Source organism: Streptomyces sp. NPDC111802, from assembly GCF_055634335.1.
Genome location: NZ_JBVKCZ010000043.1, coordinates 1 through 18010, shown reverse-complemented (window position 1 = coordinate 18010; position 18010 = coordinate 1). Strand labels below are relative to the sequence as shown.

2 protein-coding genes are annotated in these 18010 nt (G+C 72.6%); both read left to right on the top strand.

Going from position 1 to position 18010, the window contains the following annotated elements; genetic code table 11:
* Positions 1–38: 38 nt before the first annotated feature.
* Entirely contained in the window at positions 39–17525 is a 17487-nt protein-coding gene (locus ACZ7NC_RS35545) for a type I polyketide synthase (protein ID WP_471494570.1), read from the top strand.
* A gap of 11 nt (positions 17526–17536) precedes the next feature.
* On the top strand, positions 17537–18010 hold a 474-nt coding region (locus tag ACZ7NC_RS35540; RefSeq protein ID WP_471494568.1), incomplete at its 3' end, for a beta-ketoacyl synthase N-terminal-like domain-containing protein.

Below are 18010 nucleotides of genomic sequence, written 5' to 3'. Positions count from 1 at the left end.
GCCCCCGAACCCCCTGACCCGGCACCACTCCAAGCCCCTTGATTCGGCTCTCCGCGCTCTCGAAGGACAAGGAACAGATGGCGAACGAGGACAAGCTCCGCGAATACCTCAAGCGTGCTATCGCCGACGCCCAGGACGCCCACCTTCGTCTGCGTGAGGCCGAGGCCAAGGACCACGAGCCGATCGCCATCGTCGGGATGGGCTGCCGCTTCCCCGGCGGCGTCGCATCGCCGGAGGACCTGTGGGGGCTGGTGAGCGGTGGTGGGGACGGCATCACGCCGTTCCCCGCCGACCGCGGCTGGGACCTGGACGCCCTGTTCGCGACCGACACCGACCGGGCGGCCGGCACCTCGGCCACCCGGGAGGGCGGATTCCTGCACGAGGCCGCCGAGTTCGACGCGGAGGCGTTCGGCATCAGCCCCCGTGAGGCCCTGGCGATGGATCCGCAGCAGCGGCTGCTGCTGGAGACCTCGTGGGAGGCCCTGGAGCGGGCCGGCATCGACCCGCTGTCCCTGCGCGGCACGGCGACCGGTGTCTTCGCCGGGCTCATGTACCACGACTACGCCTCCCGGCTGCAGGAAGTGCCCAAGGACGTCGCCGGGTTCCTCGCCAACGGCAACGCGGGCAGCGTCTTCTCCGGGCGCATCGCCTACGTCTTCGGCTTCGAGGGCCCTGCCGTCACCATCGACACCGCCTGCTCCTCCTCCCTCGTCGCCCTGCACCTGGCCTGCCAGTCCCTGCGCTCCGGCGAGTGCGCGACGGCGCTCGCGGGCGGGGTGACGGTGATGGCCGCGCCGACCACGTTCGTCGAGTTCTCCCGGCAGGGCGGACTCGCCGGGGACGGCCGGTGCAAGGCGTTCGCCGACGACGCCGACGGCACCGGATGGGCGGAGGGCGCCGGCGTCCTCGTCCTCGAACGCCTCTCCGAAGCCCGGCGCCTCGGCCACCCGGTGCTGGCCGTGATCCGGGGCAGCGCCGTCAACCAGGACGGCGCGTCCAACGGCCTCAGCGCGCCCAACGGGCCCGCGCAGCAGCGCGTCATCCGCCGCGCACTGGAATCCGCCCGGCTGACCACCACCGACGTCGACGTAGTCGAGGCGCACGGCACCGGCACCCGGCTCGGCGACCCCATCGAGGCGGGGGCCCTGCTCGCCACCTACGGCAAGGGACGGGACGAGCAGAACCCCGTCTGGCTCGGCTCCGTCAAGTCCAACATCGGGCACACCCAGGCGGCGGCCGGCGTGGCCGGCATCATCAAGATGGTCATGGCGCTGCGCGCCCGCCACCTGCCGCCCACCCTGCACGCCGACCGCCCCAGCTCCCATGTCGACTGGTCGGCGGGCGCCGTCCGCCTCCTCACCGAGACCCGGCCCTGGCCCGCCGGGGAGCACCCCCGCAGGGCCGCCGTGTCCTCCTTCGGCATCAGCGGCACCAACGCCCACGTCATCGTCGAAGAAGCCACGGAAGCCACGGCCGACGACGACGCCGACGAGGCGTCAGGCAACCTGCCCCTCGTCCCCTGGGTCCTGACCGCCCGCAGCGCCACCGCGCTGCAGGCACAGGCCGAACGCCTCGCCGCCCACATCGGCGGATCCGACGCCTCCGCCCTCGACATCGGCCACAGCCTGGCCACCGGCCGCGCCGTCCTCGAACACCGGGCCGTCGTTCTCGGCCCCGACCGCGACACGCTGCGCGCCGCCCTCGACGACGTCACCGGCATCGCAGGCACCGCGACCGCCGTCAAGGGCGCGGTCACCGACGGCCGTACCGCCTGGCTGTTCACCGGCCAGGGCAGCCAGCGCCCGGGCATGGGACGAGAACTGTATGCCGCACACCCTGCGTACGCGCGCGCCTTCGACGAGATCTGCGCCCTGCTCGACACCGAACTCGCCGGCGCACCCGGCTTCGACGTGCCCGTGCGCGAGGTGTGCTTCGCCGAGCCCGGCACACCCGAGGCCGCGCTCCTCGACCGTACCGGCTACGCCCAGGCGGCCATCTTCACCGTCGAGGCCGCCCTCGTCGCCCTGCTGCGCGGCTGGGGTGCCGAACCGGACGTCGTCATCGGCCACTCGATCGGCGAGATCGTCGCCGCCCACGCCGCCGGTGCCCTCGAACTCCCCGACGCCGTACGCCTGGTGGCGGCCCGCGCCCGGCTCATGCAGGCACTCCCGGACGGCGGCGCGATGGCCGCGATCGAAGCCGACGAGAACGAGGTCAAGGCATTCCTCACGGACGGCGCCGTCATCGCCGCCGTCAACGGACCGCGCGCCGTCGTGGTCTCCGGCACCGAGCAGGCAGTCGTAGGGATCATGGCGACGGCCCGCGAACGCGAACTGCGCGTCACCCGCCTGCGGGTCAGCCACGCCTTCCACTCCCCGCTCATGGCGCCCATGACCGACGAGTTCGCCGAGACCATCGCGGCCATCGGGCACCGCCGCCCCGTGGTGCCCGCCGTCAGCACCCTCACCGGACGGGCCGCCGCCGCCGACGACGACTGGGCGAGCCCCGACTACTGGGTACGCCAGGTCCGCGACGCCGTACGCTTCCACGACGCCGTCCGCACCGCCACCACCGAACTCGGTGTCACCCGCTTCCTCGAGATCGGCGCGGACCCCGTCCTCACCGGCCTCGTCCAGACCACCGCCCCCGACAGCACCGCCGTGGCCACCCTGCGCGAGGGCCGCGACGAGTGTGGCTCCGTGCTCACCGCGCTCGCCGAGATGTTCGTACGGGGCGCCGCCGCCGACTGGGCCGCCGTGTTCACCGGCACCGGAGCCCGCCACACCGACCTGCCCACCTACGCCTTCCAGCGGCACCGCTACTGGCTCGACGCCACCCGGACCGCCTCCGACGCCCGCGGCCTCGGCCTCGGTGTCGCCGGGCACCCGCTCCTGGGCGCCGCCGTCGCCGTAGCCGGCTCGGACAACGTCCTGCTCACCGCCCGCCTGTCCATCGCCACCACCCCCTGGCTCGCCGACCACCTCGTCGGCGGACTCGCCGTCGTCCCCGGCACCGCCCTCGTCGAACTCGCCGTCCAGGCCGGCCTGCGCGTCGACTGCGACCACCTCGACGAACTCACCCTCCAGGCCCCGCTGATCCTCCCCGAGCGCGGCGCCGCCCAGGTCCAGGCCGTCATCGACGCCGCCACCGACGACGGCCGCCGCACCGTGCGCGTCTACTCCCGCGCCGACGACGCCGAGGTCGAACAGGCCTGGACGCTCCACGCGACCGGCACCCTGAGCAACCTCGCCCACGCCACCGGCGACGGCCCCTGGGACCTGCGCGCCTGGCCGCCGCCGGAAGCGGAACAGGTCGGACTCGACGGCCTCTACGAGCGGTTGGAGACAGCGGGACTGTCGTACGGCCCCGCCTTCCGAGGCATCAGCCGTGTCTGGCGGGACACCGACGACTGGTACATCGAGGCCACCCTCCCCGAACCCGTTGCCGACAGCGCCGCCTCCTTCGGCCTCCACCCCGCCCTCCTCGACACCGTGCTGCACACCCTCGCCCTGCGCGGCGGCGACGACCGGACCGCGCTTCTGCCGTTCCTGTGGTCCGGCGTGACCCTCACCGCCGTCGGCGCCTCGTCGGTCCGAGCCCGGCTGCGCATGCGCGGCGAAGGCGAGATCGAGCTGCGCGTCGCCGACGCCACCGGCGAACCGGTGGCCACGGTCGACTGCCTCCTCCTGCGCCCCGTCTCGACCACGGAACTGGCCGCCCAGCAGGCCACCCAGGGCACCGAGCACCTCTACCGTGTGGAGTGGACCGCCACCACCGCGCCGGCCGCCGAACAGCAGACAGCCGGCACGGTCGTCATCGGCGACTCGGGCCGAGGGCTCGACGCCCCGGTCCACGCGGACCTGGACGCACTGCTCACCGCCCTCGCCGCCGGGGCCGACACCCCACGCCGGGTCCTGCTGCCCGTCGCCACCGACGGCCCCGTCGCGGAGGTCCTCGCCGGAACCCTGGCGCTGGTGCAACGCTGGCTCGCCGAGCCGGAGTTCGCCGGCTCCCGCCTGGTGATCGTGACCTCGGGCGGTGTCGCCGTGACACCCGAGGAGACTCCCGCCCCGACCGCCGCCGGCGTCTGGGGCCTGCTGCGCTCCGCCATGAACGAGCACCCCGGCCGCTTCGCCCTCCTCGACATCGATGGCAGCGAACTCCCCTCCGCCGCGCTGCTCACCGACGACATGGACCAAGTCGCCCTGCGGCACGGTCAGTTGTGGGTGCCGCGCATGGTGCGGATGGCTTCGGGTGGGGTGTTGGTGCCGCCCGCGGGTGCAGGGGTGGGTGCCGGGTGGCGGATGGATGTGGTGGCTCAGGGACGGCTGGATGGTGTGGGGCTGGTTGCTGAGGAGCCGCGTGGGCTGCGGGCTGGTGAGGTGCGGGTCGCGGTGCGGGCGGCCGGCGTCAACTTCCGTGATGTGCTCAATGTGCTCGGTATGTATCCGGGAGATGCGGGGCGGCTCGGGCACGAGGGTGCCGGTGTGGTCGTCGAGGTTGCGCCTGATGTGACCGGACTGACGGTCGGTGATCAGGTGATGGGCCTGCTGGACGGAGCCTTCGGCCCGATGGCCACAACTGATGCGCGGTTGCTGACCCGGATTCCGGAGGGGTGGACGTTCGAGCAGGCGGCGTCGGTGCCGATCGTGTTTCTGACCGCCTATTACGCCTTGGTGGATCTTGCCGGGCTTGAGGCGGGGGAGTCGGTGCTGGTGCACTCCGCTGCCGGTGGTGTGGGGATGGCCGCCGTGCAGCTCGCCCAGCACTTGGGCGGCGAGGTCTACGCGACGGCCAGTGAGCCGAAGTGGCCGGTGGTCAGCGGGCTGGGTGTTCCGGCCGAGCGGATCGCTTCCTCGCGTACGACGGAGTTCGAGGAGCGGTTCCGGCCGGGCGTCGATGTGGTGCTGGACTCGCTGGCGGGTGAGTTCGTGGACGCCTCGCTACGGCTCGTACGTCCCGGTGGCCGGTTCGTGGAGATGGGCAAGACCGATGTCCGCGACGCCGAGGAGGTGCGTGCGGAGCACGGGGTGTCGTACCGCTCGTTCGATCTGATGGATGCCGGTCCGGACCGGATCGCCGAGATGTGGGCTGCCTTGCTGGAGCTGTTCGAGCAAGGTGCGGTGCGGCCGGTGCAGGTGACCTCGTTCGACCTGGCAAGGACGCCGGAGGCGTTGCGGCTGTTGGGGCAGGCCAGGCATGTCGGGAAGGTCGTCCTGTCGGTGCCATCGCCCTGGAGCGGCCACGGCCCGGTGCTGATCACGGGCGGAACCGGTGGGTTGGGCGCGGAAGTCGCCCGGCATCTGGTCACCGAGCACGGGGTGCGGGATCTGCTGCTGGTCTCTCGGCGCGGGCCCGCGGCCGCAGGTGCCGCTGAACTCCGCGCTGAACTTGAGGAGTTGGGTGCGCGGGTCAGCGTCCAGGCGTGTGATGTCTCCGACCGGTCGGCGCTGGCCGCCGTACTCGATGGCGTCGACCTGTCGGCCGTAGTGCATGCGGCGGGTGTTCTCGACGACGGTCTGGTCGCTGATCTGACGCCGGAGCGTGTGGGCCGGGTGGTGGCGGCGAAGGCCGAATCGGCCCTGCTTCTGCATGAGTTGACCGCTGATCGGCGGCTGTCCGCGTTTGTGTTGTTCTCGTCGTTCGCGGGTGTGGTGGGCAATGCCGGTCAGGCCGCCTACTCGGCCGCGAACAATGTCCTGGACGCTCTTGCTGCCACCCGCCGCGCCGAGGGCCTGCCCGCCGTGTCGCTGGCGTGGGGTATGTGGGCGAATGCCGACGGTATGGGTGGGACGCTGGGCGAGGCGGAGCTGGAGCGGATGGCTCGGCAGGGTTTCCCGGCGCTGGAGACCGGCGAAGGCCTGGCCCTCCTGGATACGGCCCTGCTGGTCAACGAACCGCTCGCCGTCCCCGTCGCCCTACGCACCTCGGCCCTGGCGGCCGTACGAGACTCCCTGCCCGGGATTCTGCAGGGCCTCGTGCCCGCCGCCGACCGCCGACGCCGCGCCGTCGGTCAAGCGGGGGCGGCCGCCACCGGCCTGGCCCGCAAGTTGGCCGAGCTCCAACCCGCCGAGCAGGAGCGGCAGTTGCTGGACCTGGTGCAGGCACAGGTCGCCGCGGTGCTCGGCCATGCGTCCGCGGGGTCGATCGACGTGTCCCGGGCCTTCAAGGACCTGGGGTTCGACTCGCTGACCGCCGTCGACCTGCGCAACCGCCTCGGCTCCGCCACCGGCGTCACGCTCCCCGCCACCCTCGTCTTCGACCACCCGACGCCCACCGCCCTCGCCGACTTCCTCAAGACCCAACTGCTGGGCGCGGCGGACACCTCCAATGGCACCGCGATGGCAGCCACCCGCACGCGCACGGCTTTGGACGAGCCGATCGCGATTGTGGGGATGGGGTGTCGGTTCCCGGGTGGTGCCGATTCGGCTGAGGGGTTGTGGGATCTGGTCAGTCAGGGCCGGGATGGGTTGGGGGCTTTGCCGACGGATCGTGGTTGGGATCCTGCCTTGTTGGAGGGGCTTGCTGCGGTTGGTGGGTTCGTCGATGGCGTGGCGTTGTTTGATGCGGAGTTGTTCGGGATTTCGCCGCGTGAGGCGTTGGCGATGGATCCGCAGCAGCGGTTGTTGTTGGAGACGGCGTGGGAGGCGTTGGAGGACGCGAGTATTGATCCGGCGTCGTTGCGTGGCACACAGACGGGCGTCTACGCCGGCGTCTCCGGGAGCGGTTACGGCGGGAACATGCAGAGCCCGCAGGGGGAGACCGGTGGCTATCTGCTGACGGGCAGTACGCCGAGCGTCGCATCGGGGCGTTTGTCGTATGTGTTCGGGCTGGAGGGTCCGGCGGTGTCCGTGGACACCGCTTGCTCTTCGGCACTGGTCGCCCTGCATCTGGCGTGCCAGGCGTTGCGCTCGGGGGAGTGCGATATGGCTCTGGCCGGCGGCGCGACGGTGATGGCGACGCCAGGCATCTTTCTGGAGTTTGCGCGGCAGGGTGGGCTGGCTGGTGATGGTCGGTGCAAGTCGTTTGCCGACAGTGCTGATGGGACGGGTTGGGCTGAGGGCGGGGGCATTTTTGTTCTGGAGCGGTTGTCGGATGCGCGCCGTAGTGGCCATCGGGTGTTGGCGGTGGTGCGTGGCAGTGCTGTGAACCAGGACGGTGCGTCCAATGGGCTTACCGCGCCGAATGGTCCGTCCCAGCAGCGGGTGATCCGGCAGGCGTTGGCTGTTGCGGGGGTGGATGCCGCCGAGGTGGATGCGGTCGAGGCGCATGGCACCGGCACCAAGCTGGGTGATCCGATCGAGGCGCAGGCGTTGCTGGCGACCTATGGGCAGGCTCGGTCCGGTGACGAGCCGTTGTGGCTGGGGTCGATCAAGTCGAACATCGGGCATGCGCAGGCGGCAGCCGGTGTGGCGAGTGTCGTGAAGATGGTGATGGCGCTGCGGCGGGAGCGTCTGCCCCGCACGCTGCATGTCGATGAGCCGTCCTCGCATGTGGACTGGTCGGCGGGTGCGGTGGAGTTGCTGCGGCAGGAGCGGGCCTGGCCGCAGGGTGAGCGGCCGCGTCGGGCGGGTGTGTCGTCGTTCGGTATCAGCGGCACCAACGCCCACGTCATCCTCGAAGAAGCCCCCATCGCACCGTCTCCGCGCCGACCGGAGTCTCCGACCCATGTGCCCGTCGTCCCCTGGGTGCTGTCGGGTCGCAGTCGGCAGGCCATGGACGCCCAGGCGGAGAGGCTCGACACCTTCCTCCTCGAACGGCCCGAACTGTCCCCGCTCGATGTGGGGTTGTCCCTGGCCACCTCCCGTACGGCGCTTGAGCACCGGGCCGTAGTGCTGGGCCCGGACATCGGCACCCTGCGATCGGGGCTCGCCGAGCCGGCCGTGACGGGGGTCGTCACCGAGGGCCGTACGGCATGGATGTTCACGGGGCAGGGCAGCCAGCGTCTAGGGATGGGGCGTGAACTGCACGCCGCCTACCCCGTGTTCGCGGGTGCCTTCGACGAGACAGCCGCACTGCTGGAGGCCGAGCTGTCCGGCGCGGACGGCTTCCCCCTCCCACTCCGGGACGTCCTCCTCGCGGCCGACGGCTCCGAAACCGCCGCACTGCTCGACCGCACCGGCTACGCCCAAGCAGCCCTGTTCGCCGTCGAGACCGCGCTCGCGGCGCTGCTGGAGTCCTGGGGCCTGCACCCCGACGTGGTGCTGGGGCACTCCATCGGCGAGTACGCGGCCGCTTACACGGCCGGTGTCTTCCAACTCCCGGACGCTGTAAGGCTGGTGGCGGCCCGTGCCCGGCTGATGCAGGCCCTTCCGACGGGGGGCGCGATGGCCGCCGTGGAGGCGGAGGAAGCCGAAGTCGCCGAGCTGCTGGCCGGCGCCGACGACGTGAGCATCGCCGCCGTCAACGGACCGGCCGCCGTCGTCGTCTCCGGCACCGAAGAAGGCGTCGAACGCGTCATGGACGTGGTCCGCGAACGCGGTCGCCGGGTCACCCGCCTGCGCGTGTCCCACGCCTTCCACTCCCCGCTCATGGAACCGATGCTGGACGAGTTCGCCGCGATCGCCCAGCAGATCACCTACCGACGGCCTGCCCTTCCCGCCGTCAGCACCCTGACCGGCGCCGCGCTCCGCGACGATGACTGGACCACCCCCGGCTACTGGGTGCGCCAGGTGCGCGAGGCCGTCCGCTTCCACGCCGCCGCTCGCACGGCCCTGGACGACCTCGGAGTCGTACGCCTCCTGGAACTCGGCCCCGACCCGGTGCTGTCCGCCGCGGTGGAGCCGGCGTTCGCCGTCAGCGCGCTGCGCAGGAACCGGCCCGAGGCGGAGACCGCACTGCGTGCCGTCGCCGAGCTGTACGTCCGCGGTACGCCGGTCGACTGGTCGGCCGTGTTCGAGGGCAGCGGTGCCGTACGGACGGCGTTGCCGACGTACGCGTTCCAGCGTGAGCGGTACTGGTTGCGCGACGCCGGTTCGGCCGTCGACGCGCGCGGGCTCGGGCTCAAGGCCGCCGAGCACCCGCTGCTCGGGGCGGCGGTCCCCGTGGCCGGATCGGACGCCGTCCTGCTGACCGCGCGGCTGTCGACGGCCGTCGCACCGTGGCTCGCCGACCACGTCGTGGGCGAGACCGTCGTCGTACCCGGTACGGCGCTGATCGAACTCGCCCTGGCGGCCGCCGACCGCGTCGGCTGTGACCGCATCGACGAACTCACCCTCCAGGCCCCACTGGTCCTCCCCGGGCAGGGCGCCGTCCAGATTCAGATCGCCCTCGACGCGCCCGACGACACGGGCCCCCGCCCGCTGCGGCTGTACGCCCGCCCGGACGACACCGACGACGACAACATCTGGACCCTGCACGCCGAGGGAACAGTGAGCGGAGGTACGGCCGCTGCGGGGTCCCCGGAGCTGCGGACCTGGCCCCCGAAGGACGCCGAGCGGGTCGACACCACCGGGCTGTACGACAGGCTGGCCGAGACGGACCTGCGCTACGGCACCGCGTTCCGTGGCCTGCGGCAGGTCTGGGCCCGGGGCGAGGAACTGTACGTCGAGGCCGCGCTGCCCGAAGACGTGGCCACCGAGGCGACCTCCTTCGGACTGCACCCGGCCCTGCTCGACTCGGTACTGCATGCCCTGGCCCTGCGTGCGGACGAACAGCACGGCGCCCTGCTGCCGTTCGCCTGGACCGGAGTGTCCTGCCATGCCATCGGCGCTGACCTCGTCCGCGTCCGGATCGTCCCCCGCGGTTCCGGCACCTACGCCCTGCACATCGCCGACGCCACCGGCGCCCCGGTCGCCACCGTGGAGTCGCTACTGCTGCGCCCGGCGTCGCCCGCTCAGTTCGCCGCCGGCGGTGCCGCCACCCGTGCCGAGCACCTCTACCGCGTGGAGTGGGCCCCGGCGCCCGTCGAGCCCGCCGCCGACAGTGCCGGATCGGTGACCGTCCTGCGCGCTCCGGAGTCCGCCGAACCCTGGCACGGGGCCGGACTCACCCTCGTTCCCTGCGACGACGACATACCCGACACCGTCCTGCTCCCGGTCCGCCGTGGGGCGGGGACCGCCGCGGTCACTGACGTGTTGGCGGCCGTCCGCGAGTGGGTGGCCGAGGAGCGCTTCGCCACCGCACGCCTGGTGGTCGTCACCAACGAAGCGGTGGCCGTGCGGGACGGCGAGACTCCCGATGTCGGAGGCGCCGGCGTCTGGGGTCTGGTGCGCTCCGCCATGAACGAGCACCCCGGCCGCTTCGCCCTCGTCGACATCGACGACGACCCCGCCTCCTACCGACTTGCCGCCACCGCCACCCGCATCGAGGACCAGCAGCTCGCGATCCGCGCGGGCCAGGTGTGGGTGCCGTGGATGGTGCCGATGGCTTCGGGTGGGGTGCTGGTGCCGCCTGCCGGTGCCGGGGCGGGTGCTGGGTGGCGGATGGATGTGGTGGCTCAGGGGCGGCTGGATGGTGTGGGGCTGGTTGCTGAGGAGCCGCGTGGGTTGCGGGGTGGTGAGGTGCGGGTCGCGGTGCGGGCGGCCGGTGTCAATTTCCGTGATGTGCTGAATGTGCTGGGGATGTATCCGGGGGATGCGGGGCGGCTGGGGCACGAGGGTTCCGGTGTGGTGGTGGAGGTCGGTCCCGATGTGACGGGGCTTGCCGTCGGTGACCGGGTGATGGGCCTGCTGGACGGGGCGTTCGCTCCGACGGCGGTGTCCGATGCCCGGTTGTTGGCGCGGGTGCCGGAGGGGTGGTCGTTCGAGCAGGCGGCGTCGGTGCCGATCGTGTTCCTGACCGCCTACTACGCCCTCAATGACCTCGCCGGTCTGGAGGCGGGGGAGTCGGTGCTGATCCACTCCGCTGCCGGTGGTGTCGGGACTGCGGCCGTCCAACTCGCCCGGCACCTGGGGGCCGAGGTGTACGCGACCGCGAGCGAGCCCAAGTGGCCCGTCGTACGCGGCCTCGGGATCCCCGCCGAGCGCATCGCGTCGTCCCGCACGACGGACTTCGAGGAGCGCTTCCAGCCGGGCGTCGATGTGGTGCTGGACTCGCTCGCGGGTGAGTTCGTGGACGCCTCGCTACGGCTTGTACGTCCCGGTGGCCGGTTCGTGGAGATGGGCAAGACCGACATCCGCGACGCCGAACAGGTGCGGGCCGAGCACGGCGTCGACTACACCTCCTTCGACCTCATCGACGCCGGCCCCGATCGCATCGCGGAGATGTTCGCGGCGCTCCTGGAGCTGTTCGAGCGGGGTGCCCTGCGGCCGGCTCCGGTCACCGCTTACGGGATCTCGCGTGCGCCGGAGGCGTTGCGTCTGTTGGGGCAGGCCAGGCATGTGGGGAAGGTCGTGCTTCGGGTGCCGTCGCTGTGGGGTGGCGAGGGCACGGTGCTGATCACGGGTGGGACCGGTGGGCTGGGCGCGGAGGTTGCCCGGCATCTGGTCAGCGTGCACGGGGTACGGGATCTGCTTCTCGTCTCACGGCGTGGGCCCGCGGCTCCGGGTGCTGCCGAACTCTGTTCTGAGCTTGAGGAGTTGGGCGCCCATGTCCAGGTCCAGGCGTGTGACGTGACCGACCGGTCGGCGCTGGCCGCCGTACTGGACGGCGTCGATCTGTCGGGTGTGGTGCATGCGGCCGGTGTACTGGACGACGGTCTGGTCGCTGACCTGACGCCGGAGCGGCTGGCCGGTGTGCTGGCGGCGAAGGCCGAATCGGCGCTGTACCTGCACGAGTTGACGGCCGACCGTGACCTGTCCGCCTTCGTGCTGTTCTCCTCCTTCGCCGGTGTCGTCGGCAACGCCGGTCAGGCCGCCTACTCGGCCGCGAACAACGTCCTCGACGCCCTCGCGGCCACCCGCCGCGCCGAGGGCCTGCCCGCGGTGTCGCTGGCCTGGGGGATGTGGGCGAACGCCGACGGTATGGGTGGGACGCTGGGCGAGGCGGAGCTGGAGCGGATGGCTCGGCAGGGCTTCCCGGCGCTGGAGACCGGCGATGGCCTGGCCCTCCTCGACGCGGCACTCGTCGTCGACGAGCCGACCGCCGTCCCCGTCGCCCTGCGCACCCCCGCCCTGGCCGCCGTACGGGACTCCCTGCCCGGGATTCTTCAGGGCCTTGTGCCCGCCGCCGACCGGCGACGTCGGGCCGCCGGACCGGCCGGGAGCGGTGGTGCCCTGGCCGGGCGGCTGCGTGAGCAGTCCGTCGAGGAGCAGGAGCGCGAGCTGCTGGACCTGGTGCAGGCGCAGGTCGCCGCGGTGCTCGGGCATGCGTCCGCGGGCTCGGTCGACGCCTCCCGTGCCTTCAAGGACCTCGGGTTCGACTCGCTCACGGCCGTCGAACTGCGCAACCGGCTCGGCGCCGCCACCGGCATCACGCTCCCGGTGACGGTCATCTTCGACCACCCGACGCCCGCCGCGCTGGCCGCGTCCCTGCGTGAGCAACTCGTCGGTGTGTCAGCCGACTTCGCGACGGAGGAGACGACACCCCGAAGCGCCGCGCCCGGTGACGAGCCCATAGCCGTCATCGGCATGGGCTGCCGTTACCCCGGCGGTGTGGACTCGCCCGAAGCGCTGTGGGAGTTGGTGGCCGCGGGCGGTGACGGCATCACGCCGTTCCCCCTGGACCGCGGCTGGAACATGAAGACGCTGGAAGGGGTGACGGCGGTCGGCGGATTCGTCGACGGTGCGACCGAGTTCGACGCCGAGCTGTTCGGGATCTCGCCGCGTGAGGCCCTCGCCATGGACCCGCAGCAGCGGTTGCTGCTGGAGACCGCCTGGGAGGCGCTGGAACGGGCCGGCATCGACCCGCTCTCGCTCCAGGGTTCGGCCACGGGTGTGTACGCGGGGGTGTCCGCGAACGGGTACGCCAGCGGGCAGGAGGACGACGACGCCGACCCGGAGACCGACGGCTATCTGCTGACGGGCAGTACGCCGAGCGTGGCATCCGGCCGGCTGTCGTATGTGTTCGGGCTGGAGGGGCCTGCCGTGTCCGTGGACACCGCCTGCTCCTCGGCCCTGGTCGCCCTGCACCTGGCCGCCCAGGCGCTGCGGGCCGGTGAGTGCGACATGGCCCTGGCCGGTGGCGCCACCGTGATGGCGACGCCGGGCATGTTCCTCGAGTTCGCACGGCAGGGTGGACTGGCCGGCGACGGGCGCTGCAAGTCCTTCGCCGACAGCGCCGACGGCACCGGGTGGAGCGAGGGCGGGGGCATGCTGGTGCTGGAGCGGCTGTCCGACGCCCGGCGCCTCGGCCACCCGGTCCTGGCGGTGGTGCGCGGCAGCGCCGTGAACCAGGACGGAGCCTCCAACGGGCTCACCGCGCCCAACGGCCCGTCCCAGCAACGCGTGATCCGCCAGGCGCTGAAGGCCGCCCGTGTCTCGCCCGCCGAGGTCGACGTGGTCGAGGCGCACGGCACCGGCACCCGGCTCGGCGACCCCATCGAGGCGCAGGCCCTGCTCGCGACGTACGGACAGGCCCGTACCGACGACGAACCACTGTGGCTCGGCTCGGTCAAGTCCAACATCGGGCATGCCCAGGCGGGCGCCGCGGCTGCGAGCGTCATCAAGATGGTCATGGCGCTCCAGCGGCGCCATCTGCCCCGGACCCTGCACGTGGACCGGCCCTCCGAGCACATCGCCTGGGAATCCGGAGCGGTACGGCTGCTCACCGAACCCCGGGACTGGGAAGCGGCCGGACATCCGCGCCGGGCCGGTGTGTCGTCGTTCGGCATCAGTGGCACCAATGCCCACGTCATCCTCGAAGAAGCCCCGGTCGGTGAGAGCGTCAGGGGGCGGGAGCCGGGTGGCACCGGTGATGGCCCCTCGCTCGTGCCTTGGGTGGTGTCCGGCCGTACCGAGCGGGCGACCCGGGCCCAGGCGGCGCGGCTGACGGGCCTCGTCGCCTCCGGGAGCCGGCCGGCCCCCGGGGACATCGCCCGCGCGCTGGCCACGACCCGCGCCGTGCTGGACCACCGTGCCGTCGTCCTCGGCACCGACCTCGACCAACTGCGCGCCGGGCTGGACGCGTTGGCGGCCGACGGCATCCCGGCGCACGGCCACGCCACGGTCGTGACCGGCACCCTCGGTGAGGGGCGCACGGCATGGATGTTCACCGGGCAGGGCAGCCAGCGACCCGGCATGGGGCGCGAACTCCACGCCGCCTACCCGGTGTTCGCGCAAGCCCTGGACGCCGTATGCGAACTGCTCGAAGCCGAACTCGGGCCCGAGGAGGGATTCCCGCGTCCGCTGCGGGAAGTGCTGCTCGCCGAAGCCGAAGCCGAAGCCGAAGCCGAAGCCGAAGCCGAAGCCGAAGCCGACAAGACCGACGAGGCCGAGGCTCAGCGGGCCGACGCGAACCCGCTCAATGCCACCGGCTACGCCCAATCGGCCCTCTTTGCCCTCCAAGTAGCCCTCGTCGAGCTGTTGAAGTCCTGGGGCGTACGCCCCGACCTCGTGCTCGGCCACTCGGTCGGCGAGCTGGCCGCCGCCTACGCCGCCGGGGTCTTCGAACTCCCGGACGCCGTACGGCTGGTGGCGGCCCGTGCCCGGTTGATGCAGGCCCTCCCCGAGGGCGGGGCGATGGTCGCCGTGGAAGGCACCGAGGCCGAGGTGACGGAACTGCTGAAGGGGCTGACGGGCGTCGGGCAGATCGCCGTCGCCGTCGTCAACGGACCGTCGTCCGTGGTGGTGTCCGGCGACGAGGAACTGGTCGCCGAGGCGATGGACGCGGCGCGCGGCCAGGGGCGCAGGGTGTCCCTACTGCGGGTCAGCCACGCCTTCCACTCGCCACTGATGGACCCGATGCTCGCCGACTTCGCCGCTGTCGCCGAGAGCGTCTCCTACCGCCGCCCGACGCTCCCCGCCGTGAGCACCGCCACGGGAGAGTCCATCACCACGCAGTGGGCGTCCGCCGCCTACTGGGTGGACCAGGTCCGCCGTCCCGTGCGCTTCCACGACGCCCTCACCACGGCCACCACCGACCACGGAGCGACCCGGCTCCTGGAACTCGGCCCCGACCCGGTCCTGACCGCCCTCGCCCGGTCCGCCTCGGACGGGCGGGTCACCGCAGCGGCCGCCCTGCGGTCCGGCCGTCCCGAGGCCGAGACGCTGCTCACGGCCGTGGCCGAACTCTTCGTCCGCGGCATGCGGACCGACTGGGCCGCCGTCACGACGGCCGCGGACCCCGCGAACGACGCGCCCGCGGCGCGCGTCGAGCTGCCCACCTACGCCTTCCAGCGCCGCCGCTACTGGCTGCGCGACCGCCGGGCACAGCGGCCTTCCGCCGTACGGCAGTCCGGCGCCGACACCGGTTTCTGGAGCCTCGTCGACGACGGCGACCCCGCCGCGCTCGCCGATCGGCTCGGCGTCAGCCCCGACGCGTCCCTCGACTCCCTGCTGCCGGTGCTGTCCGACTGGCGCAGGCGGCAGAGCGAGGCCTCCGAACTCGCCGCCTGGCGCTACACGGTCACCTGGAAGCCGGTCGGTGTGCCGGCCGCCACGCTCACCGGCAGCTGGCTGATTGTCACCCCCGAGCGGGTGACGGCCGACCAGGACGGCTTCGCCGAGCAGTGCGCGCAGGCCGTGCGCGACGCCGGCGCCCAGGTCACCGTCCTGACCGTCGGCAGCCACGACAGCCGTACGGCGCTCACCGCCCGGATCCGTGAACTGGCCCCGGACGGCGCGCTGTCCCTGCTCGGCTGGGCCGAGGAACAGCCCACGGACGAGGGACAGCCGCCCGCCGCCACCGGCCTCACCCTGCTGCTCGCCCAGGCCTGGGCCGACGCGGCCGGCGGAACCGGAGCGCCGCTGTGGTGCGCGACCCGGTCCGCGGTGTCCGTCGGCACCGGGGACCCGCTCCGGCATCCCGCACAGGCACAGCTGTGGGGACTCGGGCGCAGTCTCGCCCTCGAACACCCCGACATCTGGGGCGGGTTGGCCGACCTGCCGGACCGGCCCGGACACCGGGACCTGACCCGGCTCGCCCAGCTGCTCGCCCTCGGCCGCTCCACTTCCTGGTCGGAGGACCAGCTCGCCGTCCGCGCGGGCGGCGTCTTCGCCGCGCGCTTCGTACGGGACGACGGCCCCGGCATCGACCGCCCCGGCACCGACCGCCCCGGAGGTGCCCCGGCGGAGGGCCTCCACGGCACCGTGCTGATCACCGGCGGCACCGGAGCACTCGGCCGGCACCTCGCCCGACGGCTCGCCGAGCGGGGCGCCCGGCATCTGCTGCTCGCCTCCCGGCGCGGCGCCGACGCCCCGGGCGCCACCGAACTGCGCGACGAACTCGCCGCGCTCGGCGTCCGCGTCACCCTCGCCGCCTGCGACCTCACCGACCGGGACCAGGTCCGCGCCCTGATTGACGGCATCAACGGCATCGACGAGGACACCCCGCTGACCGGCGTAGTGCACGCGGCCGGCATCCCCGCCAACGGCGTCCTAGGCGACCTCACCCCACGGCACCTCGCCGACGCCCTCGCCGCCAAGGCCCACGCGGCCGACCTGCTGCACGAGCTGACCGCCGACCGGGACCTCGGCCTCTTCGTCCTGTTCGCCTCCGTGACCGGCGTCCTCGGCAACGCCGGCCAGGCCGCCTACGCCGCCGCCAACGCCCACCTCGACGCGCTGGCCCAGCACCGCCGTGCCCTCGGCCTGCCCGCCACGTCCGTCGCCTGGGGGCCCTGGGCCGGTGACGGCATGGCCGCGGACCGAGCCGCCGAGGAACGCATCCGCCGCTCCGGGCTGCGCCCCCTGCCGCCCGAGCGAGCCCTGGTCGCACTCGACCAGGTGCTCGCCGGCGACCGCCCCTGCACCGCCGTCGTCGACGTGTCCTGGGACCGCTTCGCGACCGCGTTCGCCCTCGCACGGCCCAGCGCCCTGCTCGCCGACCTCCCCGACGCTACGACCGCCACCCGCGACGGCACCGGCACGGCCACCGCCCAGGCCGGCGAACTCCTGAGGCGACTGCGCGGCCTGCCGAGCGCCGAACGCGAGCGCGCCCTGGCCGACTTCGTCCAGGCCCGGGTCGCTGCGGTGCTCGGCCACGACACACCCGCCGCGATCGACGCCGACCGCGCCTTCAAGGACTTCGGCTTCGACTCCCTGACCGCCGTCGACCTGCGCAACCAGCTGATGGCCGCGACCGGATTGCGCCTCGCGACCACCCTCGTCTTCGACCACCCCACCCCCGCGGCACTCGCCCGACACCTCCACACCGAGCTCTTCCCGGACGACACCGCGGACAGCTCCGCACACGACCTGACGGACCTCGACGAGGCACGTCTACGCGGCGTCCTCGCCTCCGCCCCGCTCACCCGGCTGCGCGACGCCGGTCTCCTGCCCGGCCTGCGCACTCTGCTCGCCGAGGCCGAGGCGGCGGAACGGCGGGCCGAGAACGAGGGCGCGATCTGGTCCGACGCCGCCCCCGACCAGGACACCTCCATCGCCGACCTCGCCGTCGACGACCTGATCAACCTCGCACTCGGCGATACGACCGATCCCACCGACCCCACCGACGCCACCGACGACGACTCCGACCAACGAGACTGACAGAGGCATCGATGAGCGCACCGTACGAAAAGGTCGTCCAGGCCCTGCGAAAGTCCCTGGAGGAGACCGAGACGCTGAAGAAGCGCAACCGCCAACTCGTCGCGGCCTCCCGTGAACCCATCGCGATCGTGGGAATGGCCTGCCGTTTCCCGGGTGATGTGGAGTCGCCGGACGAGCTGTGGGACTTGCTCGCGGCCGGCCGTGACGGAGTGATTCCCTTCCCCGCCGACCGTGGCTGGGACGTCGACGACCTCTACGACCCCGTCCCCGGAAAGCCCGGCCGTACCTACGCGAACTCGGGTGGGTTTGTGTCGGGGGTGGCGGAGTTTGATGCGGAGTTGTTCGGGATTTCGCCGCGTGAGGCGTTGGCGATGGATCCGCAGCAGCGGATGTTGTTGGAGGTGTCGTGGGAGGCGTTGGAGCGCTCTGGTGTGGATCCGGTGTCGGTGCGGGGGTCGGTGTCGGGTGTGTTTGTGGGGACGAAT